Below are 22,635 nucleotides of genomic sequence, written 5' to 3'. Positions count from 1 at the left end.
CGCGGAGCTGGTCCGGCTGGAGCTGACCGTGTGGGAACAACTGCTCTAGGGCACCTTGGCCTCCAGTCCGGCGGCGGCAGCCGGTGCTTCCTCCCCGCCCGGACCCGACGAAGGATGGGCTGCGACGGCCGCGGCATGCTCGGCCAGGACACCCGTTTGATGGCGGATCTTCAGGCGGTACAGCAGGGCGCCGCCAGCGGTGACGGCGGCGACGAAGATCACCCCGCCCCACTGCAGGTACCACTCGAACGGAGGCACCGAGTTGTAGATCTCGGGGCGCGGCCAGATCAGGTTCACTGTCATGGCGGCGCCCCACAGGACGGCGAGGATGTTCACCGGCAGCCCCCATTTGCCCATGCTGAATCCGGCGTCGGAATTTTCACCCGGCCACCTGCCCAGGAGCCGGTTGCGCAGCATGGGCGCAGTGACCAGGAGATATGACAGGTAAATCAGCACGATGCTGATGCTGGACAGAATCGTGAAGATCGCCGGTTGCATAACGTTGATGAGCAGCGGCATAACGGCCAGGGCGCCGATAACGATGGCCGCGACGGTAGGGGTCCTGCGGACCGGATCCACTTTGCTGAGCTGCCTGCTGAAGGGGAGGTTGTTGTCCCGCGCCATGGCGAACATCATCCGGATGGCGGCCGCGTGGACGGACAGGGTGCAGACCACCACGGCCACCACGATGCAGACAAGGAAGGCTTTGCCGAAGGGTCCGCCCAGGACGGAGAGCACGATGTGCTGCAGGCCGCCGTCGGCAGAACCGATTTTGGGATCGGTGAGGTCCGGCGCGGCGAGGATGCCAAAAAGCAGGATCAGGCCACCGAGCAGGAACGAGGCGGTGACGGCCCGCAGGATGGCCTTGGGTGCCGTGCGTTTGGGGTCCTTCGTCTCCTCTCCAAGAGAGCTGGCGGTATCGAAGCCGTACATAACGTAGCCGGATGCCATGGCCCCGATCAGGAAGACGCCGAAGAAGCCCAGGTCATGGCCTTCCCCGAAACCGGTGGTGTCGAAGAAGACCTCAGGCCCCCGCACCACATGCCAGCCAAGCGCTAGGATCAGCAGGACGGCTGCCACCAACTCCACAAAAACCCCAACGCTGTTGATCCGGGTCATAAGCTTCACGCCGAACGCGTTGATGAGGGTGGAGATGGTGATCATGATGGTGGCCAGCACCACGCCGTTCATGGCAAAGTCGAACGGGCCGGTGCCGTCACCAACGAACTGGAACCCGGACCAGAGCTGCGGCAGGGTGAGCTGCAGCGCCAGGGCCACGGACCCCAGCGCCATGATGGAGGACAGCAGCAGCAGCCAGCCGGCCAGCCACGCCGACGTACCGGACGCCAGCCGTTTGGCCCAGTTGTAGACGGATCCCGCCACGGGGTAGCGGCCGGCCAGTTCGGCGAAGCACAGCGCCACCATCAGCTGGCCAACGAAGACAATGGGCCAGGACCAGGCATACGCCGGTCCGGCCATGGAAAAACCGAAGTAGAACAGTTGAAAAACGCCGGTGAGGATGGAGATGTAGCTGACGCCTGCTGCAAAGCTGGCGAACTTGCCGATGCTCCGGTCCAGGGTCTGGGTGTAGCCGAACTCGTCCATGCCGCTTGAATCAATACTCTTGCTGGGTTCCAACATTTGGACTCCTCGATCAGAAAAGCACGATGGTGATGACGCCTGGTACTCAGGCGTGGGAGGCGCTGAACTCCAGTTCGGCCGTTGTCGTTTCGCCGGTGCGGCCGGCGCGGATGAGGTCCGCGCAACGCTCGCCGATCATCATGACGGTGATGTTGGGGTTGACTGTGATGTGTTCAGGCATCACGGAGGCGTCAGCGACGCGCAGTCCTGTGACGCCCTTGACCCGCAGCTCGGGATCGAGCGGCGACATCCCGTCGTCGGGCGGGCCCATCCGGACGGTGCCGACGGGGTGGTAAACCGTGTTGTGCGTCTTGCGGATGTAGTCCTGAAGTTCCTCGTCGCTTTGTGCCCCGATCCCGGGCGACAGCTCACGCCCGGCCCACTCGGCCATGGCCGGCTGGGCGGCGATCTCGCGGGCCTTGCGGATGCCGGCCACCATGACCCGCATGTCGTGGCCGTCGGGATCCGTGAAATAGCGTGGATCCACCATCGGCTTGTCGCGGAAATCGCGGCTGCGCAGCCGGACGGTGCCGCGGGAACGGGCGTGCGTGACGTTCGGGGTGAGGGAAAAACCGTTCTCGGTGGTGGGGTAGCCGTACCGCAGGGTGTTCATGTCGAACGGTACGGAGCCGTAGTGCATCATCAGGTCCGGGCGGTCCAGGCCTTCCTCGGTGGGGCTGAAGATGCCGATCTCCCACCACTGCGTCGAGCTCTGCACCATTGGCTGTTTGGCCTCGAATTGGACCACGCCCTCAGGATGGTCCTGCAGGTTTTCGCCTACGCCGGGGGAGTCCACCAGGACTTCGATCCCGTGCCCGGCAAGGTGCGCCGCGGGGCCGATGCCGGAGAGCATCAGCAGCTTGGGCGAGTCGATGGCGCCAGTGGACAGGATGACCTCGCGGTGGGCGGACAGCCTGTGGGTCCGGCCGAACGCCGAGTCCACAACGTCGACGCCGGTGCAGCGCTTGTCCGCGTCGAACACCAGCTGGCGGGCGCGGAGGCCGGTCAGCAGGGTGAAGTTTTCGCGCTCCATGATGGGGTGGATGTAGGAGACCGAGCTGGAGGACCTGGTGCCGTTCGCGCGGCGGTTGATCTGGAAGAAGTTGGCGCCGTTGACCACCGTGGTTCCGGTGTTGAACTTTGCCCGGGGGATGCCGGTCTGTTCGCATGCATCCAGGAGCGCGACGCCGGCAGGATCCACCGGGGGCACGTTCATCAGGTGCACGGGGCCTGAGTCACCGTGGTGCGGCGCGTCAGGGCCGGCATCCTCGTTGGTTTCCAGTCGCTGATAGAGCGGCCAGGCGGTTGCAGAGTTCCAGCCGGTGGCGCCGTACTTCGACTCCCACTCGTCCAGGTCCTCGCGCGGGGCCCAGAACGCGATGCAGGAGTTGTGGCTGGAGCAGCCGCCCATCACCTTGGCGCGGGCGTGGCGCATAAAGGAGTTGCCGTTCTCCTGCGGTTCCACCGGGTAGTCCCAGTCATAGCCGGATTCCAGCAGCTCCATCCAGCGGTCCAGCTGCAGGATCTCGGGCAGGCCGCGGTCATCCGGGCCGGCCTCCACGAGGGCCACGGTCACGTCCGGATCCTCGCTCAGCCGGGCGGCCACTGCGGCTCCGGCGGATCCGCCACCAATAACGACGTAGTCGAATCCGCGCCCGGGAAGATCCCCGATGTTTTCCACGTGCATCTAGTTCTCCTTGCTGTGGTCAGCAAACCAGCCGGTTACCTGCGGGCTGGTGTTCTGGTAGGTGTGCTTGGCTTCCTGGTACTCGGCCAGGCCGGTCGGGCCCAGCTCGCGGCCGACGCCGGACTGGCCGAAGCCGCCCCACTCGGCCTGGGGGAGGTAGGGGTGGTAGTCGTTGATCCAGATGGTGCCGTGCCGCAGCCGGGACGCCACGCGCTGCGCCTTGCCCGCGTCCTGGGTCCAGACCGCTCCGGCCAGGCCGTAGACGGTGTCGTTGGCGATGGCCACCGCCTCGTCCTCGGTGCGGAACGTCTCCACCGTCACCACCGGGCCGAACGCTTCGTCGGTGACCACGGACATTCCCCTGGCAACGCGGTCCAGGACGGTGGGCTGGTAGTAGAAGCCGGCGTCGTACTTTTCCCCAACAGGTGCCGCGCCGCCGCACCGCAGCCGCGCGCCCTCGTTGATGCCGCGCTGGACGTAGGCGTGGACCTTGTCCCGGTGGGCCGCGGAGATCAGGGGGCCGGTTTCTGCCGCCTCGTCGAAGGGGCCGCCAAGCCTGATCGCCTGTGCGCGGCGGACCAGTTCGGCCACGAAGCTTTCGGCGATGGATTCCGCCACCACCAGCCGCGCCCCGGCCGAGCAGACCTGCCCGGAGTGGACGAACGCGCCGTTAAGGGCGTTGTCGACGGCGGCGTCAAAGTCCGCGTCCGCAAACACCACGTTGGGGTTCTTGCCGCCGAGCTCCAGTGCCACTTTCTTGACGGTGCCGGCTGCGGCGGCCGCGATGCGCTTGCCGGTTTCCAGGCCGCCGGTGAAGGAAACGAGGTCGACGTCGGGGTGTTCGGAGAGCGGCGCGCCTGCCTCCGCGCCGGCTCCGGTGACGAGGTTGGCGACGCCGTCCGGCAGGCCGAGGTCCTGCAGCAGCTGCATGGCCAGGATGGCGGTGGACGGGGTCAGCTCGGAGGGCTTCAGGACGAAGGTGCAGCCGGCGGCCAGGGCGGGGGCGATCTTCCAGGCCGCCTGGAGCAGCGGGTAGTTCCAGGGCGTGATCAGGCCGCAGACGCCCACGGGTTCGTAGGTGATTTTGCTGACGACGGCGGGGTCCCCGGCGTCGACGATGCGGCCCGCCTGCTGCCCGGCGAGCCTGCCGAAATATTCGAAGCAGGCGGCGATGTCGTCCATATCGATGCGGCTTTCGACCATCCGCTTGCCGGTGTCCAGCGACTCGGCGCGGGCGAACTTTTCGCGGTGTTCGCGCAGTCCGGCAGCGACCTTCAGAAGGAAGCTGCCGCGATCCGGGGCCGGGACGTTCGACCAGACTCCTGAATCGAAGGCGGCCCGGGCTGCAGCGATGGCGCGTTCAGCGTCTTCCTGCCCGGCTTCGGATACGGTGGCGGCCAGTTCGCCGTCGGCCGGGTTGCGGATGTGGCGCACCGCGCCGGATGCGGCAGGCTCCCACGAGCCGTTGATGAACAGGGTGGCTGCTGGCACGTCGTCAGAAGGTGTGGCGTAGGTCATACGGAGGACATTAGCTGAAGTTGAACGACTGTTCAATGCTTTTTTGAACAAACGTTCAAGATGTCTCAGGCCGATACCGGTTGCTGGAAATGGTCCGCCTTGGGGCGGGGCTGGGCCCGACGCCTAGGTCTGGCTGCCGGCCTGTGGGGCGAAAGCGATCTCTTCCGTGCGGGCGATGCTTCGCTGGATGGAGGCCTCATCCACGCCCAGCAGTGACGTCAGCCACATGCCGTTCTGCACCACCACAATGTCTGCGGCCCGCTCCCGGCATTCCTGCCAGGCAAGCCCGGGGATGGCCTTCGAGACGAGCGCCGCGAGCCCGTCGAGATACCCGTCGAAGGCGGCGGCATTAATCTCGGCATAGTCTGCATCGGCCTGGGCGAGGGCCCAAAGGTGAAGGCGCAGGGACAGGTACCTGGTGGTCAGGAGGTCGGCACCGGCGATCCGCCGCAGGGCCCTGCGGAGTTGTTCATCCGGTTCGGCCGAGGGGTCCGGTGCCAGCAGCAGGAGGTCCTGCTCCTCAACCCGGTGCAGGGCGGCCCGTATCAGGCTGGTTTTGTCGTCGTAGTAGTAGTTCACCAGGCCCAGCGCGACGCCGGCCTCCCGGGCCACCGCACGCATGCTCACACCCGAAATGCCGTGCCGTGACAGCAGTTCCAGGGCCGCCTCGAGAATGCGCGATTGCCTGTCAAGCTGCTCACCTGAGTTCACGGTCTTTGTCCCCATCTGGCCAGAGTATGCCAAACCCGCCGGGAGCCCACATTCGAAGAATCCCAGCCCCGCCGGAGCGGGGCTGGGATTCAGTCGGCGGGAGGTCCCGTTATTTTTTGGGCAGGCCAGGCGGGTTCAGCTCGGACTTTTTGATGGCTTCGGAGGTGAGGCCCCAGCGGTCCAGGATCTTGGCGTAGGTACCGTTGTCGATCAGTTCATTCAATGCCGCCTGGGCGGCCACGGCGAGGTTGTTGCCCTTTTTGGTGGTGAACGCGATCTCGGCCGTCAGGGGCCAGCCGCCGTTCAGGGTGCCCACCTGCTTGGTTTTGCCGTCCAGGGCGGCCTTGTAGGCCGAGCCCGCGTTGGGGGCAAACGTCAGGTCCGCCCGGCCGGACTGCAGTGCCAGCGTGGAGGCCGAGTCGTCGTCGTAATACTGGAATTCCACCGGCGCCAGGCCGTTCTTTTTGTTTTCCTCGTCCCAGCGCACCAGGATGGCTTCCTGGTTGGTGCCCGAGCCCACAATGATGCGCTTGCCGGCCACGTCCTTGGCTTCCTTGACCTCGCCGACGTCGGAGTCCGTCTTGGCGTAGAAGCCCAGTAGGTCGTTTCGGTAGGTGGCGAAGTCGAACTTTTCCTTGCGGGCCTCGGTCACGGTGACGTTGGACAGCACGGCCTCGTACTTGCCGGACTCAACGCCCAGCGGCCAGTCGGCCCAGGCCACCGGAAGCACCTCGACCTGCAGGCCCAGGGTCTCACCCACGGCGTGGGCGATGTCCACTTCGCTGCCGATCACGGTTTTGTTGTCCGTGGCGAACAGGCTCAGCGGCGCGGTGCCGCCCGTGGACACTACCGTCAGCTTGCCGTCGGCCTTGATGGCTTCGGGGACCAGGGCGGCTGCCTCGGCGTCGACAGACACCTTGAACCGGTCCTGCTCGGGCGCCAGGTTGAACTGCTTGCCGGCCGCGGTGGTGGCGGCGCCGGTGGCCGGCCCTGCGGCCGCGGAGGCGCCGGGGTCCGAGCAGGCGGCGAGCCCCAGCAATGCGGTGATGGTCAGGGCCGCGGCCGCGAGCGGCTTTGCCTTAATGGTGGCCATTTTTTCTCCTGGGAGGTAAGGACTGATGCAGCGGAAGTGTGCTTGTGCAGCAACTATCCGGCAGCCCTCCCCGCCAGGCCAAAGGCCTCCGCAACCCGGAGATACGCGGCGTAACCGCCGTTAACCGGGCGACCGCGGCGGTCATATTCGTGGCGGCATCACCCGGCGCCGGAAAAGGCCCGGTCCGCCGTGGCCGGGCCTTTCCGCATCCGAGTGGTGCTACTTGCCGGCTGCTTCGAGCTCAGCGTACGTGGCGTCGTCGAGGCCAACACCGGCCGAAGCCAGGTTCTCCTCGAGGTGTGCCACGGAGCCGGTCCCCGGGATGGGCATCATCACGGGGGAGCGGCGCAGCAGCCACGCCAGCGCCACCTGGGACGTGGTGGCCCCCAACCGCTTGGCGGCAGCATCCAGCGGGCCGCCGGGCTGCGCCAGTTCACCGGCGGAGATGGGGGCCCAGGGGATGAACCCGATGCCGTTCTTTTCCGCGTACTCCAGCACGTCCGCCGAACTGCGGTCCGTCAGGTTGTAGCGGTTCTGGACAGTGGACACAGTGAAGTGCCGGCCGGCCGCCTCCAGTTCCGCAACGCTGACCTGCGACAGGCCCAGCGCACGGACCTTGCCCTCGTCCTGCAGCTCGCGCAGCACCCCGAACTGTTCCTCGGCGTCCACTTTGGGATCGATCCGGTGCAGCTGCAGGAGGTCCAGGGTGTCCACCTTGAGCTTCCGCAGGCTCAGCTCGGTCTGCTGGCGCAGGTATTCCGGCCGTCCCACCGGAACCCAGCGGTTCGGCCCGGTGCGGGTGAAACCCACCTTCGTGGCGATCTTCAGGCCCTCCCGGTACGGGTGCAGGGCCTCGGCCAGGATCTCCTCGCTGATGTTCGGGCCGTAGGAGTCTGCCGTGTCGATGAAGTCAACACCGAGTTCGACGGCGCGGCGCACCACCGCGACGGCGGCCGCCCGGTCGGTGGGCTCGCCCCAGACGCCATCGCCGACGATGCGCATGGCGCCGAAGCCAAGTCTGTGCACCGTGCCGAGATCCTTAAGGCTGATGGTGGCGGAAAGTTCCAGCTGGTTCGTATCAGGGGTCATGGAGGCGGCAACAGCCCCAGTGTGCCGGGTATTCCGGAAACCCGTCGAAATAAGCCGGGCGCCGCCGTCGTTATACCTGCTGTGCCTGCCGTGACCCGGCCGGCATTTCCAACGCAACGCTCTGAAAGGCCGGCAGCACCGTGACTCTTCCCCTCTCCATCCTTGATCTGGCAACCATCGGCAAAGGCCAGACGGCTGCGGAGAGTTTCGCTGGCAGCGTGGCCATGGCGCAGGCGGCCGAGAAGCTGGGATACCGGCGGGTCTGGTACGCGGAGCACCACAACATGTCCTCCATCGCGTCGTCCGCCACCAGTGTGCTGATCGCCCACGTGGCGGCCCACACGGAAAGCATCCGGCTGGGTTCCGGCGGCGTGATGCTGCCCAACCACTCGCCGCTGACCATCGCCGAGCAGTTCGGCACCCTGGAGACCCTGCACCCGGGCCGGATCGACCTGGGCCTGGGCCGCGCGCCCGGCAGCGACCAGAACACCATGCGCGCCCTGCGCCGCGATCCGATGTCCGCAGACAGCTTCCCGCAGGACGTCCTGGAACTGCAGGGCTACCTCACCGGTCCCACCCGGGTCCAGGGTGTGGAAGCGACCCCCGGCAAGGGCACCGACGTGCCCCTCTACATCCTCGGCTCCTCCCTCTTCGGCGCCCGCCTGGCTGCCCAACTGGGATTGCCGTACGCCTTTGCCTCGCACTTCTCGCCGGCGGCGCTGCAGGATGCCGTGGCCACCTACCGACGCGAATTCAAGCCGTCCGCACAGCTGGACGCCCCGCACGTGATCGCCGGCGTCAACGTCATCGCCGCAGACTCCGCCGCAGAGGCGCAGGCCATGATGCAGGCCACCAAGCGTGCGCGCGTGTCCCTGTTCTTCGGCGGCGGCCGCGAGTTCACGGACGATGAGGCCGACATGGTGCTGGATTCCCCGCAGGGCCAGCACGTGTCGCAGATGATGACGTACTCCGCCGTGGGCACCCCGGATGTGGTGCTGGACTACCTGGACTCCTTTGGCCGGCACGCCGACGCCGACGAACTCATCGTGGCCCACCAGAGCACCGGGACCGATTCCCGGCTGCGGTCCGTGGAGCTGCTGGCGGAAGCCGCCGGCCTGCTGCGGGTCTGATTCCCACCGGCGCCCCGACTTAACATGGCGGCAATCACCCCGATATTCAGGTGAAACTGGCCGGCGGGACCATGGTCAGTGTCCCCTCCGGCGTCCGTGGATGCCGGGGCGGGGCACCACCCGGCAGTCCGCAGCCCGCGGCAGTTTCCCCGGGCCGGGCCTGCCGCGAGGAGCACCAGGATGGCGACGCCGTTGAACCAAAGCGTTGCGGACTCCGCGCTCCTCACCCGGTCACTTCCCCTGGGCCTGCTGCGCGCCTTCGTCCAGACGGACGCAGCGGATGACGGACTCACGCCGGCACTGCTTGCCGAACTGAAGGTCCTGGCCCGCGTCCCCGGCCTGCTGGTGGCCTGCAACTACGGCGGCACCCTTTGCGACGCGGAGGGCATTTCCACCGAAACCCTGCCGCTGGGCAGCGCCGCGATCGCGCTGCGCGCCCTGGCCGCGTTGCCCAACACCCACGCCGCTGTCATCTCCGGCCGCTCGCTCCGCGACCTTGCCGCTGTGTCCCGGCTGCCCGCGGAAGTGCACCTGGTGGGCTCCCACGGCGCGGAGTTCGACATGGGTTTCGCGCACGCCCAGACCCTTGCCACGGAAGCCCTCCTCCAGAAGGTCGGCGCCGAACTCAACGAGGCGGTGGGGTTCATGAAAGGCATCTGGATGGAACGCAAACCCGTTGCCGTCTCAGTCCACACCCGGCCGGCCGCCCCGGACGTGGTTTCCGCCGTGACGAAGGCCGCCCGGGAGATCGCCGCCCGGCACGGGCTCGCCTTCATCGTGGACGGCTCGGTGCTGGACCTGTCCATCCTGGAGCCGGCCAAAGCAGACGCGCTGGAGAACCTCCGGTCCCGGCTGGGCGCCAGCGCCGCGATGTTTGCCGGGGACGCCGCCAGCGATGAACTGGCCATGGCAACGCTCCGCGGCCCGGACATGGGCCTGCGGGTGGGCGCCGGGAAGTCGGTGGCCGCGCACCGGCTCCGGGACCCGGAATCCTTTGCCCGCGTGCTGGCCATCCTGTTTGAACTGCGCCGGGCCTGGCTCTTCGGCGAGGACGCCGTGGGCCTGGAACGGCACTCGATGATCGGCAACGGCTCCGTCACGGCCCTGGTCACGCCGGATGCCAAGATCTGCTGGATGAGCCACCCGCTGCCGGATTCAGGCTCCCTGTTCGCCCACATCCTGGGCGGGGACGCCGCCGGCCACTTCACAGTGGCCCCTGTCAAGGCCTCCCAGGTCCTGGGGCAGCGCTATGTGGACAGCACCATGATCGTGGAAACGCGCTGGGCAGACGTCACCGTCACCGACTACCTTGAACCGGCCCCGGACGGCATCACCAGCCTGGTCCGCGTCCTGTCCGGCCATGGCGCCGCCACCATCACCTTCGCCCCCAGGCCTGACTACGCCACCGCCCCTTTCAGCATGGAAGCCCGGGGCGATGAGGTGCACGTGATGGGCACCTCGGAGCCCATCATCCTGCTGGCACCCGGCGTCACGTTCAACATCACCTCCGATGGCCGCCACGCCACCGCCACGGCCGCCGTAAACCTGGCCAACGGGCCCGTGGTGCTGAACCTCCGCTGCGGTGACACCGAGCCGCAACCCGCCGATCCGGCGGGCGAGACCGGCCGCCGGGCCGGCGTAGCGCTGCACGCCCGACAATGGGTGCAGAACCTGGCGCTGCCCGCCGTCAAGCCGTCCCTGGTGCGCCGCTCCGCGCTGGTACTGCGTGCCCTGGTCCACCAGCCAACCGGCGCCGTGCTGGCCGCCCCCACCACGTCCCTGCCGGAGGGCATTGGCGGAACCCGGAACTGGGACTACCGCTACTGCTGGCTGCGGGACGGGTCCATGACCGTCAATGCCCTGGTTGACCTGGGTTCCACCAGTGAGGCCGCAGGATTCCTGGCCTGGCTGGGCCGGATCCTGGCCAACGCCCCAGGCCCCGAGTGGCTCCACCCGCTGTACTCCGTGACGGGCGCGCCGCTGTCCACCGAGGCCGTCATCGACAGCCTGCCCGGATACGCCGGCTCACGGCCGGTCCGGATCGGGAACGCCGCCGACCACCAGGTCCAGCTGGACGTCTTCGGTCCCATCGCCGAGCTGGTGAACAGCCTCAGCGAGCGGGAGGACGCGCTCGCCGATCCCCACTGGGAGCTCCTGGTGCAGATGGCTGCTGCCGTCCTGGCCCGCTGGCATGAGCCGGACCACGGCATCTGGGAAGCCCGCCGGGCCCCGCGCCACCACGTCTACACCAAGGTAATGTGCTGGGTCACCCTGGACCGGGCGCTGCGTACCGCCGAACGCCACGGAAGGGCGCCGAAACCGGAATGGGCTCCTGCCGCTGCGGCCATCAAGGCCGAAGTCCTGCAGGAAGGCTGGGACGCGGCGGCTCAGTCCTACACGGTGGCCTACGACAGCCCGGACCTTGACGCGGCCGTCCTGCACATCGGCCTTTCGGGCCTGCTGGACGTCACGGACCAGCGCTTCCTGGACACCGTCACGGCTGTGGAACGCGAACTGCGGGTGGGGCCCACGGTTTTCCGGTACAGGTACGACGACGGCCTGCCGGGTTTGGAGGGCGGGTTCCACATCTGCACCACCTGGCTGATCGAAGCTTATGTCGCGGTGGGCAGGATCGAAGAGGCCTGGGACTTGTTTGACCAGCTGGTCAACCTGTTCGGGCCCACCGGGCTGCTGCCGGAGGAGTACGATCCCGGCACCGAAACCCACCTGGGCAACCACCCGCAGGCGTACTCGCACCTGGGCTTCATCCGCTGCGCCAGGATCCTCGACGCCCACCAGGACCAGCACGGCACCCGGAAACGGCACGACGAGGCCAGCCGGAGCTAGCCGTCAGCGGGACGCGCGGAACATTTCCGGCGCCGGCCGGGTGCCGGTGGCCAGGTCCGCGAGGATCCGGCCGATCACCGGGGTGAACTTAAACCCGTGCCCGGAGAACCCCGCGCCGATGACCACCGGCCCGATCCGGTCCAGCACAAAGTCCTCATCGGGGGTGCTGGTGTAGGTGCAGCTGATGGCCTCGAATGCGTCCGCGTCCACCCCGGGCAGCCAGGTGCGGGCGTAGGACTGCAGGGCGGCCAGCTGCGCCGGTTCCGGCAGGAAGTTCCGCCGGTCCGGGTCCACCTCGGGACCCACCCCGTGCCAGCCGGCCTTGATCCCCTCGCCCGGGGTCTGCATGCCGTACACCGGGGAGTACCAGTCTCCGTAGGCTGACCCGGCACCCGGGTAGTGGTTGAACCCTGGCCAGAGCGCCCCTTCGTCTGCGATGCGGAAGTGCGCGGGCTGTTCCTGCGTGACCCGCAGCCGCGGGAACCGCAGCCCTGCTCCGGACTCCCCGCCCAGCAGCTTCCCGGTCCAGGCGCCGGCCGTAACCACGGCCTGGGCGGCGGTGACCACCTCCGTGCCCGTGGCGGATTCGAGGACCAGCCGGACGCCGTCGGTCAGGATCTCCAGGGCAGCCACTCTGGTGTGGTGCCTGATGTCGGCGCCGCGGGCGGCGGCGAGCCGCTGGAAAACCGGGAGGGCCGCATCCGGGTTGAGCTGGCCGCCGTCGGGCATGTGGAGCACCTGCCGGTCGAAGCGGATGCCGCGCCAGCGCTCGGCCGCGGCGTCGGGATGGAGCATTTCGGCCCGGATGCCGGCCGCCTCCAACGCCGCCGCCACCGCGGGAAGCCGCGGGTGCGGGCCATGGCTGGCGATGCCGGTGCGTTCCAGCAGTGTGGTGCCGCCCTCCTGCTCAAGGTCGTCCCACAGGGCCAGTGACTCGGCGAGCATGGCGATGTATTCGGGCCGCTCATAGCCGGGATTGAGGTTCCGGGTGGCGCCGTGCGAGGCCCCGATCTTGTGCCCCGGGCCGAACTGCTCCACCAGGGTCACCTGGCGGCCCCGCCGGGCCAGCGCCCAGGCGGCGGCGGAGCCCATGGCGCCGCCGCCGATGATGACGGTGTCGAGGATGGTGGCCATGAGTTCTCCGGTTCTGGTTCGGTGGGTAAATCCGTTGGGCGCTTAAGGCTCAGGCGAGGAGCAGGGCGACGCCGATCATGGCAGGGACGGCGACTACGGTGGTGATCAGCACGGTGTCTTTGGCCACCGTCAGCCCTGTTTTGTAACGGCTCGCGGCCACAAATACGTTTTGGGCCGTGGGGAGCGCCGAGGTGACCACCACGGCGAACAGGGCATGCCCCTCCATGCCCAGCACAAACCGGGCAAACACGTACGCCAGGGTGGGGTGGACCACCAGCTTGAACGCGCTGGCCAGCAGCGTGTCCACGCGCCGGCCGGCGTCGGCCTGCAGTGGCCGGGTCCCGTTCAGGCTCATGCCGAAGGCGATGAGCATGGCGGGGATCGCGGCCCCGCCGATGAGGTGGATTGGTTCCATCACCAGGGCGGGGATCTGTACTCCCGTTCCCGCAACCAGCAGGCCCAACCCCGAGCCGACGATCATGGGGTTGCGCAGGACCATGAGGATGAAGCGAAGGGGAGTGGTGCGGTGCGAGCTGGTGCTCGAATCCAGGATCATCAGGAACAACGGGGTGAAGAATGCCAGCTGGAAAATGAGCAGCGGCGCCACATAGCTCGCGTCGCCCAGGACGTAGACGGCAATGGGGATGCCCAAATTTGCTGAGTTGGCCAGTGAAGCCGCCATGGAGGACATCAGGGCTTCCGGCAGGGAGCGCTTGAGCCACAACCTGGCGATGGTGAAAAATATCAGCGCGGTGGCGATCGCGCCCACGGCCGTGACGAGCAGGGGAGCCGCGAAGACTTCCTGCAGGTGCGCTTTGCTCAGGGTTTCGAACAAAAGAGCCGGGCTGGCCACGAAGAAGGTCAGCGAACTGAGGACGTTGCGGGCGTTCTCGCCCAGGATTTTCCGTCGGCCAACAAACCAGCCCACCAGGATGATGGTCCACACCACAAAAAAACCCGCCAACACGCCTAGCACGGCACGCGCACCGCGGGGCGGAAGGTCAACAGACGGGGGTTCACAACCCCCAGCTAATCAGATTTAAGCCTGAAGGGCGGGTGTGGCCGGCGAAAATACCGCCATCCGGACAGGGACTACGCGGGCAGGGCCGAGTTGTCCAGGGCGTACGGCGGCCGCACCAACCCAGGGGTGATGCCCTCGGCGGGGTCGGTGCCCAGCTGGATGATCCTGTTGCCGGCATCCACATGGACCACGCGGGGAGTGTACGCGCGGGCTTCCGCGGAAGTCATCTGGGCGTACGTAATGAGGATAACAACGTCGTTCTCCTGCACCAGGTGCGCTGCCGGGCCGTTGATCCCCAGGACGCCGGAACCGCGCTCGCCGGCGATGGTGTAGGTTTCCAGCCGGGCGCCGTTGGTGACGTCCACGATGGCCACGAGTTCCCCGGGCAGGATGTCGGCAGCGTCAAGCAGGTCCAGGTCAACGGTGACGGAACCTACGTAGTGCAGGTCCGCGTGCGTGACGGTGGCCCGGTGGATTTTGGACTTGAACATTGTTCGATTCATAACGGACCAAGTCTACGCCGGAGCCCAGCCGCGGCGCTGTGACGCAACCGACAGTGGGGCGCTATGACCCGTCTCCTGCCGCTGGCCATCGCCATCGCCCGCCACTTCCACCGCACTGTTGAGGAGATCTTCCATGCAGACTGAACGATTCCTTGGCCAAAACAAGCCGCTGATGGTGGGTCTTTGCCTGACGGGACTCGCGACCGTTGTGGTGGTAGGGCTCCTGCTGCGCGAATACGGGCCCGGCAACATGGGAAATGGCTTCCTGGTGGGCGGTGCGCTGGGGTTGGCCGCGGCAGGCATCGGCGTGTGGCGGGCCATGCGCCGGCCGCAGTCCGTCACCACCTTCGAGCGGGCCTTCGCGCAGACCGGGGATGAACGCGATAACGCCGTCTTCACCAGGGCGCTGGCGGTGATGGGCCTGTTCTCGGTCCTGTTGACCTGCGCCGCCGTGGTGGCGATCGGCCTGGGCGCCCCGGTGGAGGTGGCTCTGGCGGTCCTGCTGTTCGCCGAACTACTGACCGGCGCGGTGGCCTTCCAGGTCATCAACAGGCGCAGCTGAGGACCGGCCCGCCCCGGCTGCCACCGCTGCGGCCGCGGCGGCAAGGGTTTCCCGGGCCGCCAGGATGGCCGGCCTTTGGGCGCTGGAGCGGCGGACCGACGTGAAGATGGTCCGGTGCGGCCTGCCGGGCAGCTCCACCAATTGGGCCGTGGTGCCCCGGCCGGTCCACACCAGGTCCGGCATCAGCGCCACGGCGTTGCCCGACTCAATCAGGCGCGCCTGTGCCTGCAGGTCGGCGGTCTCAAAGCGGACATCCGGTTCGAAGCCGGCGCTGCGGCACGCCTGTTCCGCCCAGTGCCGGGACGCGGCACCCCGCGGTTCCATGACCCAGGCGAGGTCCGCGGTGTCCTCGAGCGAGCGGATGGTGGTCCCGCCGTCGGCCGCCGGTGGAACCGCAAGCCGGATGGCATCCGTGGTGAGCCTCAGCCGGTCCAGCTCAGGATAACGGGGTGCGGCGTGGCCCGGATACTGCTCCGCGATGACCAGGTCGAAGTCCCGCGCCCAGGTCTCATGAAGGGCCGTTTCGGGCTCCCGCTGGATCATTTCGATCCGCACCTCCGGATACGCGGTGGCCATCCGGGTCAGCGTATCGGGCATCAGCGCCAGGGCTGCCGACTGGAACACGGCGATCCGGACGGTTCCGGTGACGGTGGTCAGGGACGCGGCAAGGTCCGCTTCCGCCTGCTCCATGGTTTCCAGCAGCTGGGCGGTGTGGGCCACCAGGACCTCGGCCTGCGGCGTCAGCTGCACGCGGCGGCCGGTCTTGCGCAGGAGCTCAACCCCCACTTCCTTCTCCAGCAGGGCCAGCTGCTGGGATACCGACGACGGGCTGTACTGCAGGGCCTCCGCCACCTCGGCAAGCGTCCCCCGGATGCTCAGCTCCCGGAGGAGCCGCAGCCTGCGGACATCAAGCATGGAATTCCTTATCGAATCTAATGAATATCGGTTAGAAGTAGTCACTTTATCTAACGGAAGCCGCTGTGCATACTGTTGGAACCCAGTTACCCCCGTCACAGCCATCTCCGGGCGCCGCGTCGGGGTCGCACCCCAAGCAGGAGTCATCCATGAGCAGCAAAGACCTGAGCCAGTCGATCATGCGGCGCAAGCCCATTGACGACATCGAAGAAGAGAGTAAAAACAGCGGGCTTTTTAAGTCCCTGGGCCTGTGGCAGCTCACGGCCATCGGCGTCGGCGGCATCATCGGCGTCGGCATCTTCTCGCTTGCCGGGCTGGTGGCAGCCGGCAGCGAAGGAACACCAGGGGTGGGGCCCGCGGTGCTTATTTCCTTCCTGATTGCCGGCCTCGCGTCCGCGGCGGCTGCCCTCTCTTACGCCGAATTCGCCGGCATGATTCCGCGGGCAGGCTCGGCCTACACCTACGGCTATGTGGCGCTGGGGGAAGTCATCGGCTGGTTCATCGGCTGGGACCTGCTGCTGGAATACATCGCGATCGTGGCGGTGGTGGCCATCGGGATCTCCGGCTACCTGGAGGCCTTCCTCTCCGGCATCGGCATCCACATGCCCGTCTGGATGACCTCCACCGCGGATGAGGGCAAGGGGGGACTCATCAACCTCCCGGCCATCCTGGTGTGCCTGCTGGTCACCTGGATCCTGTCCCGCGGCACCAAGGCCTTTGGCCGCTTCGAACTGGTGGCCGTGGCCATCAAGGTCATCCTCATCCTCTTTATCATTGGCCTGGGCGTCTTCTACATCGACACCAACAACTACAACCCATTTATGCCCAGCGGCTTCGGCCCGGTCCTGGCCGGTTCCGCCACGGTGTTCTTCGCCGTTTTCGGCTACGACGCCATGAGCACCGCCGCCGAAGAGGCCAAGGACGGCAAAAAGCACATGCCCAAGGCCATCATCCTGTCGCTGATCGTTGCCATGCTGCTCTACGTTGCCGCCACCCTGGTGCTGACCGGCATGCAGAACTGGAAGGACATCGATCCCAAGGCGGGCTTCGCTTCCGCCTTCACGGGCGTTGGCCTGCCCGTGATCGCCACCATCATCTCCGTGTTCGCGGTGCTGTCCATCCTGACCGTGATGCTCACGTTCCTCCTGGGCGTCACCCGCGTGTGGTTCGCCATGAGCCGTGACGGTCTCCTTCCCGGCTGGTTCGCCAAGACGGACCGCCACGGCACGCCACAGCGCGTCACCTGGATCGCGGGTGTCGCCTCGGCCTTCCTGGCCGGCGTTTTCCCCATCAAGGAAGTGGCCGACCTGACCAACATCGGCATCCTGGCCGCCTTTGTGGTGGTCTGCCTCTCGGTGATCATCTTCCGCTACAAGCGCCCGGACGCCCCACGCACCTTCCGCCTGCCGCTGATGCCGCTGGTTCCGGCCTTCGGCGTCCTGGCCTCGGCCTTCCTGATGTTCCAGCTGCACTGGGAAACCTGGGTGCGGTTCGGCGTCTGGCTGGTCATCGGCCTGGTGATCTACTTCGCCTACGGCCGGCGCAACTCGCTGATGAACCCCAACAGTCCGCGCCGCCACGAAGCCGTAGGGGCCCGCCCCGCCGACTGACCCACCCCCTTCCCGCCTTGCCCACTCCCTCCCCGTTGCCCTATCACTTATGGTCCCCAAACGCCGCGTTTGGGGACCATAAGTGATAGGGCAACATGGGGTTAACGGGGCGAAAGAAGAGTTGGCTTTTCTAACCTGTATTGCTTAGAAAAGATCGCTTTATCTTATGTGAGCGCGAGCCCATACTGGTGGAAAGAGACTCCTCACCACCTCAGAAAGAACGGGGCAAACCATGACCCACCTCGCAATGGAACCGGCAGCGACTGCGCAGCATGTCGACGTCGACGTGCAGCAGGCGAAGGGACTCGCCACCGAGGCCATCGCGTTGGTCCGGCACTGGCTGACGGAAGCCTCGAAGGTCCCCGTTGACGCGTCAGCCCAGCAGTTGGCCGGTGTCCTGAAAGACCCCAACGGCCTCGAATTCACCGTGGGATTCGTGGACGGCGTGGTCCGGCCCGAGGACCTGCAGGTGGCAGCACGCAACCTCGCAGCACTGGCCCCCAAGGTGCCGGCCTTCCTGCCGTGGTACATGCGAAGCGCCGTTCACCTGGGCGGCACCATGGCCCCGATCCTGCCGCAGGTGGTGATCCCCGTGGCCCGCAAGGTGCTGCGCGAAATGGTGGGCCACCTGATCGTGGACGCCACGGATGCCAAACTGGGCCCGGCCATCGCCAAAATCCGCAAGGACGGCATCAAGCTCAACGTGAACCTGCTGGGCGAGGCAGTCCTGGGCGAGCACGAGGCCTCCCGCCGGCTCGAAGGCACCCATACGCTCCTGGCCCGTCCCGACGTCGACTACGTCTCCATCAAGGTTTCGTCCACCGTTGCACCGCACTCCGCCTGGGCCTTCGACGAGGCCGTGGAGCACGTGGTGGAAAAACTCACCCCGCTCTTTGCCCGTGCCGCCTCCTTTGCCGGCCCCGGGACCAAAGCCAAGTTCATCAACCTGGACATGGAGGAGTACAAGGACCTGGACATGACCATCGCGGTGTTCACCCGGATCCTGGACAAGCCCGAATTCAAGGACCTGGAAGCCGGCATTGTGCTCCAGGCCTACCTGCCGGACGCACTGTCCGCCATGGTCCGGCTCCAGGGCTGGGCGGCGGGACGGCGGGCCGCCGGCGGCGCCGCCATCAAGGTCCGCGTGGTCAAGGGCGCCAACCTGCCCATGGAACAGGTGGAATCCTCACTGCACGATTGGCCGCTGGCCACCTGGGGCAGCAAGCAGGACTCCGACACCAGCTACAAGAGCGTCATTAACTATTCGCTGCACCCGGACCGGATCCACAACATCCGCATCGGCGTGGCCGGCCACAACCTCTTCGACATCGCCTTCGCCTGGCTGCTGGCCAAGCAGCGCGGTGTCGAGGCCGGCATCGAATTCGAGATGCTGCTGGGCATGGCCCAGGGCCAGGCCGAAGCCGTCAAGAAGGACGTGGGCTCCCTCCTGCTCTACACCCCGGTGGTGCACCCTGCCGAGTTCGACGTGGCCATCGCCTACCTGATCCGCCGGCTGGAGGAGGGTGCCAGCCAGGACAACTTTATGTCTGCCGTCTTCGAACTGAGCGACAACGAAGTGCTGTTCGAACGCGAAAAGCAGCGCTTCCTGGCTTCCCTGGACACCCTGGATGAGACCGTTCCGCCGCCTAACCGCCGCCAGGACCGCAACGCGGCCCCCGCGCCCGCGCCCCGCGACGGGTTCGACAACACTCCCGACACTGACCCGTCGCTGCCCGCCAACCGAACCTGGGGCCGCAGCATCCTGGCCAGGGTTGAAGGTTCCACCCTGGGCAACGCAGCGGTACAGGCGGCAACCATCACGGATGAGGCCGCCCTCAACACCGTGATCGGCACCGCCGTCGAAAAGGGCAAGGCCTGGGGCGCGCTGTCCGGCGCCGAACGCGCCGAGATCCTGCACCGCGCCGGCGACGTCCTCGAGGCCCGCCGCGCCGACCTGCTCGAGGTGATGGCCAGCGAGACCGGCAAAACCATCGACCAGGGCGACCCCGAGATCAGCGAGGCGGTGGACTTCGCGCACTACTACGCCGAGTCAGCCCGGAAACTGGAAACGGTCGACGGCGCCACGTTCGTCCCAGCCAGGCTCACCGTGGTCACCCCGCCCTGGAACTTCCCGGTGGCCATTCCCGCCGGCTCCACCCTCGCGGCCCTCGCCGCCGGCTCCGCCGTGGTGATCAAGCCCGCCAAGCAGGCCGCCCGCAGCGGCGCCGTGATGGTCGAGGCCCTCTGGGAGGCAGGCGTTCCCCGGGAGGTCCTGACCATGGTCCAGCTGGGCGAGCGGGAACTCGGCCGGCAGCTCATATCCCACCCGGACGTGGACCGCGTGATCCTCACCGGCGGGTACGAAACCGCTGAACTGTTCCGCGGTTTCCGGCAGGACCTGCCGCTGCTGGCGGAAACCAGCGGCAAAAACGCCATCATCGTCACACCCAGTGCAGACCTGGACCTGGCGGCCAAGGACGTGGCGTACTCCGCGTTCGGGCACGCCGGGCAGAAATGCTCCGCCGCGTCACTGGTGATCCTGGTGGGCTCCGTGGCCAAGTCCAAGCGATTCCACAACCAGCTGATCGACGCGGTTTCCTCGCTGAAGGTTGGCTACCCGCAGGACCCCACCAGCCAGATGGGGCCCATCATCGAACCGGCCGGCGGGAAGCTGCTGGCTGCCCTCACCTCCCTGGGCGACGGTGAAAACTGGGCCGTCGAGCCGCGGAAGCTGGACGGGACCGGCCGGCTCTGGAGCCCGGGCGTGCGCTACGGCGTCAAGCGCGGCTCCTACTTCCACCTCACCGAGTTCTTCGGCCCCGTCCTGGGCGTGATGACGGCGGATACCCTGGCCGAAGCCATCGCCATCCAAAACCAGATTGAATACGGCCTCACGGCGGGCCTGCACTCCCTGAACCCCGACGAGCTGGGCACCTGGCTGGAGTCCATTGAGGCCGGCAACCTTTACGTGAACCGCGGCATCACCGGCGCCATCGTCCAGCGCCAGCCCTTCGGCGGCTGGAAGAAATCCGCCGTTGGCGCCGGCACCAAGGCAGGCGGACCGAACTACCTGGCCGGCCTGGGCACCTGGACCCCGGCCACCGGCACCGCCACGGCCGACATCAGCCACCCGGGCGTCCGCCGGATCATCAACGCAGCCAGTGCCGCTCTTGCCCCGGCCGAGCTGAAGTCCGTCAACCGGGCCCTGGCGTCCGACGCCGAGGCCTGGGCCAACGAGTTCGGCACTGCCAGGGATGTCTCCGGGCTCAGCGCGGAACGGAACATCTTCCGCTACCGCAGCCTCCCGGTGACCATCCGCCTCTCAGAAGGTGCGCCGCTGGCTGACCTGGTCCGGACCGCGGCCGCCGGAGTCCTTGCGGGCTCCGCGGTTACAGTGTCCACCGCCGTCGAGCTTCCGGCGCAGCTGCGCCCTGTCTTCACCGCGCTGAACGTAGGCGTTGTGGTGGAGTCCGACGCCGGCTGGCTGGCTTCGGTGGGCCTGCTCGCCGCGTCCGGCAAGCTCAGCGGCGCCCGGATCCGCCTGATCGGCGGCGACTCGGCTGCCCTGGCCGCGGCCACCGGCGGCAGGCCCGACGTCGCGGTCTACTCCCACCCGGTCACGGAAGCCGGACGCGTGGAACTGCTCCCGTTCCTCCACGAGCAGGCCATCAGCATCACCGCGCACCGGTTCGGCACCCCGAACCACATCTCGGCAGGCCTGATCTAGGCTTCGGCAGCGTCCAAACCGGCAAAGCCGGGCCGCCCCGTTGAAGGGGGCGGCCCGGCTTTGCCGGTTAACGGCCGGCCGCGGTTCAGCCCAGGTACCAGCCGGGCGGCGTCCAGGTGGCCGGGACACTGTGGGCGGAAAAATCCTCGCAGCGCGTGCAGGTGTAGGCCACCTCGCCGAGGACAGCGATGCTGCCGTCGCGCCGGTAAGAGGGCGGGATAAAGGACTCAAGGTAGATGAATTCGTCGGTGCGGCACTTGTCACAGGTCGGCTTGCCCACATAGGCGTTGTCTGTGGTGGGGTACCTGGTGCCGGTCGCGGCCGGGCGGGCGGCGTGCCGGAGCCCGGCGTGCGGGCGCGCATGCGCCTGGCTGGGCTGGATGTTCCTGGCGGTCGTCATTGGCTGCCTGTCCCGGGCGCGGAAGCGAACAGGTGCGCGCGCCCGTAGTGCTGGAGGGCCGCTGCTTGACCATGGAAAGCCCAGCATATGCCAGCAAGCCCGTGCCATCAATGGATTTCCCGCTTCAAGGGGTCAGGCCTGCCGGTTGATGGTCCTGCCCACGATCGAGGACGTCAGTGCATCGATCACTTCCGAGTTGGCCAGTGGATTGCGGATCAGCGTGAAGTCCACGTCCCCCACGGCGGGAAGGTCGAAGCGGCGGGTGATGATTTTCAGGTCCCCTGGCACCAGCGAGGACGGCATTACCGCGACGCCGATGCCTGCCCGGACGGCCGCCAGGACGCCGCTGATCTGCCGTGTTGTGCAGGTGATACGCCACGTCCGGCCGTGGGCCTCAAGCGCATCGATGGCGAGCTTGCGGCTCAGGCTGGGGGAGGGATAGGCGATCAGCGGAACCGGGGCGCCGGGCTCAAGAACAGTCTGCTCCAGGCCCACCCAGGAAAAGGAATCATGCTGGACCACCGTGCCGTCCTTGGCTCCGGCCACCCATTTCACGAAGACAAGGTCCAGTTGGCCGGCGTTGAGTTTCCGGTACAGCTGGTCGCTCTGGCCCACAGTGAGTTCCAGGTTGATCTGGGGGTAGATCTGGCGGAACTCCCGCAGGATCCGCGGCAGTCCCGTAATGGCTAGGTCGTCAGCCGTACCGAACCGGAGCCGGCCGCGCATGGCGGAGCCGGAAAAATAACGCGCCGCCGCATCGTGGGCCGACAGGATGTTGCGGGCAAAACCGGCCATCGCGTCCCCGTTGTCCGTCAGCCTGACATCGCGGGTGTCGCGGCTGATCAGGACCCGTTTAGCGGCCGTTTCCAGCTTCCGGATGTGCTGGCTGATGGTGGGCTGGGCCAGGCCAAGGCGCTCGGCGGCCTTGGTGAAGCTCAGGGTCTCGGCGACTGCCAGGAAGGACCGCAGCTGTGCGGGTTCAAACATGGGACGGCTCCGGGGAAGGTGGCTTGGCTGAGGTATTGCGGATCGCAATACTAGTTATAG

At 67.2% G+C, this 22,635-nt stretch carries 17 protein-coding genes; 5 read left to right on the top strand and 12 right to left on the bottom strand.

Annotated features, from left to right (window positions below; genetic code table 11):
* Window positions 1-45: 45 nt before the first annotated feature.
* The 6 genes from QRN07_RS05745 to QRN07_RS05720 all read right to left on the bottom strand — a co-directional run bounded on the left by QRN07_RS05745 (window position 46) and on the right by QRN07_RS05720 (window position 7,739).
* Window positions 46-1,641 (bottom strand): APC family permease, encoded by a 1,596-nt coding sequence (locus QRN07_RS05745; RefSeq protein WP_285240592.1) that lies wholly within the window; start codon window positions 1,639-1,641, stop codon window positions 46-48.
* Window positions 1,642-1,687: 46 nt separating this feature from the next.
* On the bottom strand, window positions 1,688-3,328 hold the full coding sequence (locus tag QRN07_RS05740; protein ID WP_285240591.1) for a GMC family oxidoreductase: 1,641 nt from the start codon (window positions 3,326-3,328) through the stop codon (window positions 1,688-1,690).
* Window positions 3,329-4,846, bottom strand: coding sequence for an aldehyde dehydrogenase family protein (locus QRN07_RS05735; protein ID WP_285240590.1), 1,518 nt, complete (start codon window positions 4,844-4,846; stop codon window positions 3,329-3,331).
* A 123-nt stretch (window positions 4,847-4,969) separates the two neighbouring features.
* The gene (locus QRN07_RS05730) at window positions 4,970-5,572 is read right to left on the bottom strand and encodes a TetR/AcrR family transcriptional regulator (RefSeq protein WP_050685287.1); all 603 of its coding nucleotides are present in this window, start codon (window positions 5,570-5,572) and stop codon (window positions 4,970-4,972) included.
* Window positions 5,573-5,666: 94 nt separating this feature from the next.
* On the bottom strand, window positions 5,667-6,650 hold the full coding sequence (locus QRN07_RS05725) for an ABC transporter substrate-binding protein (protein ID WP_285240589.1): 984 nt from the start codon (window positions 6,648-6,650) through the stop codon (window positions 5,667-5,669).
* Window positions 6,651-6,869: 219 nt separating this feature from the next.
* Window positions 6,870-7,739: an aldo/keto reductase gene (locus QRN07_RS05720; RefSeq protein WP_050685285.1), complete on the bottom strand. Its 870-nt coding sequence runs from the start codon at window positions 7,737-7,739 to the stop codon at window positions 6,870-6,872.
* Window positions 7,740-7,879: 140 nt separating this feature from the next.
* Here QRN07_RS05720 and QRN07_RS05715 point away from each other — a divergent pair, with 140 nt between their 5' ends.
* Complete coding sequence (locus tag QRN07_RS05715) at window positions 7,880-8,869, top strand: LLM class flavin-dependent oxidoreductase (RefSeq protein ID WP_050685284.1); 990 nt, start codon at window positions 7,880-7,882, stop codon at window positions 8,867-8,869.
* Window positions 8,870-9,049: 180 nt separating this feature from the next.
* Window positions 9,050-11,716, top strand: coding sequence for a trehalase-like domain-containing protein (locus tag QRN07_RS05710; protein WP_285240588.1), 2,667 nt, complete (start codon window positions 9,050-9,052; stop codon window positions 11,714-11,716).
* Window positions 11,717-11,719: 3 nt separating this feature from the next.
* Here QRN07_RS05710 and QRN07_RS05705 read toward each other — a convergent pair whose 3' ends face one another.
* The 3 genes from QRN07_RS05705 to panD all read right to left on the bottom strand — a co-directional run bounded on the left by QRN07_RS05705 (window position 11,720) and on the right by panD (window position 14,374).
* The gene (locus tag QRN07_RS05705; protein WP_285240587.1) at window positions 11,720-12,850 is read right to left on the bottom strand and encodes an FAD-dependent oxidoreductase; all 1,131 of its coding nucleotides are present in this window, start codon (window positions 12,848-12,850) and stop codon (window positions 11,720-11,722) included.
* Between the two features lie 49 nt (window positions 12,851-12,899).
* Entirely contained in the window at window positions 12,900-13,826 is a 927-nt protein-coding gene (locus QRN07_RS05700) for an AEC family transporter (protein ID WP_056595764.1), read from the bottom strand.
* Window positions 13,827-13,942: 116 nt separating this feature from the next.
* Window positions 13,943-14,374 carry an aspartate 1-decarboxylase gene (panD, locus tag QRN07_RS05695; RefSeq protein ID WP_197273551.1) on the bottom strand — a complete coding sequence of 144 codons (432 nt, stop codon included), beginning with the start codon at window positions 14,372-14,374 and terminating at the stop codon, window positions 13,943-13,945.
* A 133-nt stretch (window positions 14,375-14,507) separates the two neighbouring features.
* Here panD and QRN07_RS05690 point away from each other — a divergent pair, with 133 nt between their 5' ends.
* The gene (locus tag QRN07_RS05690; protein ID WP_285240586.1) at window positions 14,508-14,936 is read left to right on the top strand and encodes a hypothetical protein; all 429 of its coding nucleotides are present in this window, start codon (window positions 14,508-14,510) and stop codon (window positions 14,934-14,936) included.
* Here the strand turns inward: QRN07_RS05690 and QRN07_RS05685 are convergent.
* Window positions 14,889-15,851 (bottom strand): LysR substrate-binding domain-containing protein, encoded by a 963-nt coding sequence (locus QRN07_RS05685; protein WP_285240585.1) that lies wholly within the window; start codon window positions 15,849-15,851, stop codon window positions 14,889-14,891. The two genes, QRN07_RS05690 and QRN07_RS05685, sit on opposite strands and share 48 nt — an antisense overlap.
* A gap of 149 nt (window positions 15,852-16,000) precedes the next feature.
* Here QRN07_RS05685 and QRN07_RS05680 point away from each other — a divergent pair, with 149 nt between their 5' ends.
* On the top strand, window positions 16,001-17,461 hold the full coding sequence (locus QRN07_RS05680; RefSeq protein ID WP_285240584.1) for an amino acid permease: 1,461 nt from the start codon (window positions 16,001-16,003) through the stop codon (window positions 17,459-17,461).
* Between the two features lie 232 nt (window positions 17,462-17,693).
* Entirely contained in the window at window positions 17,694-21,188 is a 3,495-nt protein-coding gene (locus QRN07_RS05675) for a bifunctional proline dehydrogenase/L-glutamate gamma-semialdehyde dehydrogenase (protein ID WP_285240583.1), read from the top strand.
* A gap of 85 nt (window positions 21,189-21,273) precedes the next feature.
* Here QRN07_RS05675 and QRN07_RS05670 read toward each other — a convergent pair whose 3' ends face one another.
* Together QRN07_RS05670 and QRN07_RS05665 are read right to left on the bottom strand one after the other, a co-directional pair.
* The gene (locus QRN07_RS05670; protein ID WP_285240582.1) at window positions 21,274-21,588 is read right to left on the bottom strand and encodes a hypothetical protein; all 315 of its coding nucleotides are present in this window, start codon (window positions 21,586-21,588) and stop codon (window positions 21,274-21,276) included.
* A 132-nt stretch (window positions 21,589-21,720) separates the two neighbouring features.
* Entirely contained in the window at window positions 21,721-22,575 is an 855-nt protein-coding gene (locus tag QRN07_RS05665; protein ID WP_050685274.1) for a LysR family transcriptional regulator, read from the bottom strand.
* Window positions 22,576-22,635 lie beyond the last annotated feature (60 nt).

The sequence above is a fragment of the Pseudarthrobacter sp. MEB009 genome (assembly GCF_030208875.1).
GTDB lineage: Bacteria > Actinomycetota > Actinomycetes > Actinomycetales > Micrococcaceae > Arthrobacter.
Note: the sequence above shows the minus strand (reverse complement) of the source record. Positions and strands in the feature narration are given on the sequence as shown.

Coding starts and splice junctions, on each gene's coding strand:
- QRN07_RS05745 (WP_285240592.1), bottom strand. CDS start 1,641: ATGTTGGAACCCAGCAAGAGTATTGATTCAAGCGGCATGGACGAGTTC.
- QRN07_RS05740 (WP_285240591.1), bottom strand. CDS start 3,328: ATGCACGTGGAAAACATCGGGGATCTTCCCGGGCGCGGATTCGACTAC.
- QRN07_RS05735 (WP_285240590.1), bottom strand. CDS start 4,846: ATGACCTACGCCACACCTTCTGACGACGTGCCAGCAGCCACCCTGTTC.
- QRN07_RS05730 (WP_050685287.1), bottom strand. CDS start 5,572: ATGGGGACAAAGACCGTGAACTCAGGTGAGCAGCTTGACAGGCAATCG.
- QRN07_RS05725 (WP_285240589.1), bottom strand. CDS start 6,650: ATGGCCACCATTAAGGCAAAGCCGCTCGCGGCCGCGGCCCTGACCATC.
- QRN07_RS05720 (WP_050685285.1), bottom strand. CDS start 7,739: ATGACCCCTGATACGAACCAGCTGGAACTTTCCGCCACCATCAGCCTT.
- QRN07_RS05710 (WP_285240588.1), top strand. CDS start 9,050: ATGGCGACGCCGTTGAACCAAAGCGTTGCGGACTCCGCGCTCCTCACC.
- QRN07_RS05705 (WP_285240587.1), bottom strand. CDS start 12,850: ATGGCCACCATCCTCGACACCGTCATCATCGGCGGCGGCGCCATGGGC.
- panD (WP_197273551.1), bottom strand. CDS start 14,374: ATGAATCGAACAATGTTCAAGTCCAAAATCCACCGGGCCACCGTCACG.
- QRN07_RS05690 (WP_285240586.1), top strand. CDS start 14,508: ATGCAGACTGAACGATTCCTTGGCCAAAACAAGCCGCTGATGGTGGGT.
- QRN07_RS05685 (WP_285240585.1), bottom strand. CDS start 15,851: ATGCTTGATGTCCGCAGGCTGCGGCTCCTCCGGGAGCTGAGCATCCGG.
- QRN07_RS05680 (WP_285240584.1), top strand. CDS start 16,001: ATGAGCAGCAAAGACCTGAGCCAGTCGATCATGCGGCGCAAGCCCATT.
- QRN07_RS05675 (WP_285240583.1), top strand. CDS start 17,694: ATGACCCACCTCGCAATGGAACCGGCAGCGACTGCGCAGCATGTCGAC.
- QRN07_RS05670 (WP_285240582.1), bottom strand. CDS start 21,588: ATGACGACCGCCAGGAACATCCAGCCCAGCCAGGCGCATGCGCGCCCG.
- QRN07_RS05665 (WP_050685274.1), bottom strand. CDS start 22,575: ATGTTTGAACCCGCACAGCTGCGGTCCTTCCTGGCAGTCGCCGAGACC.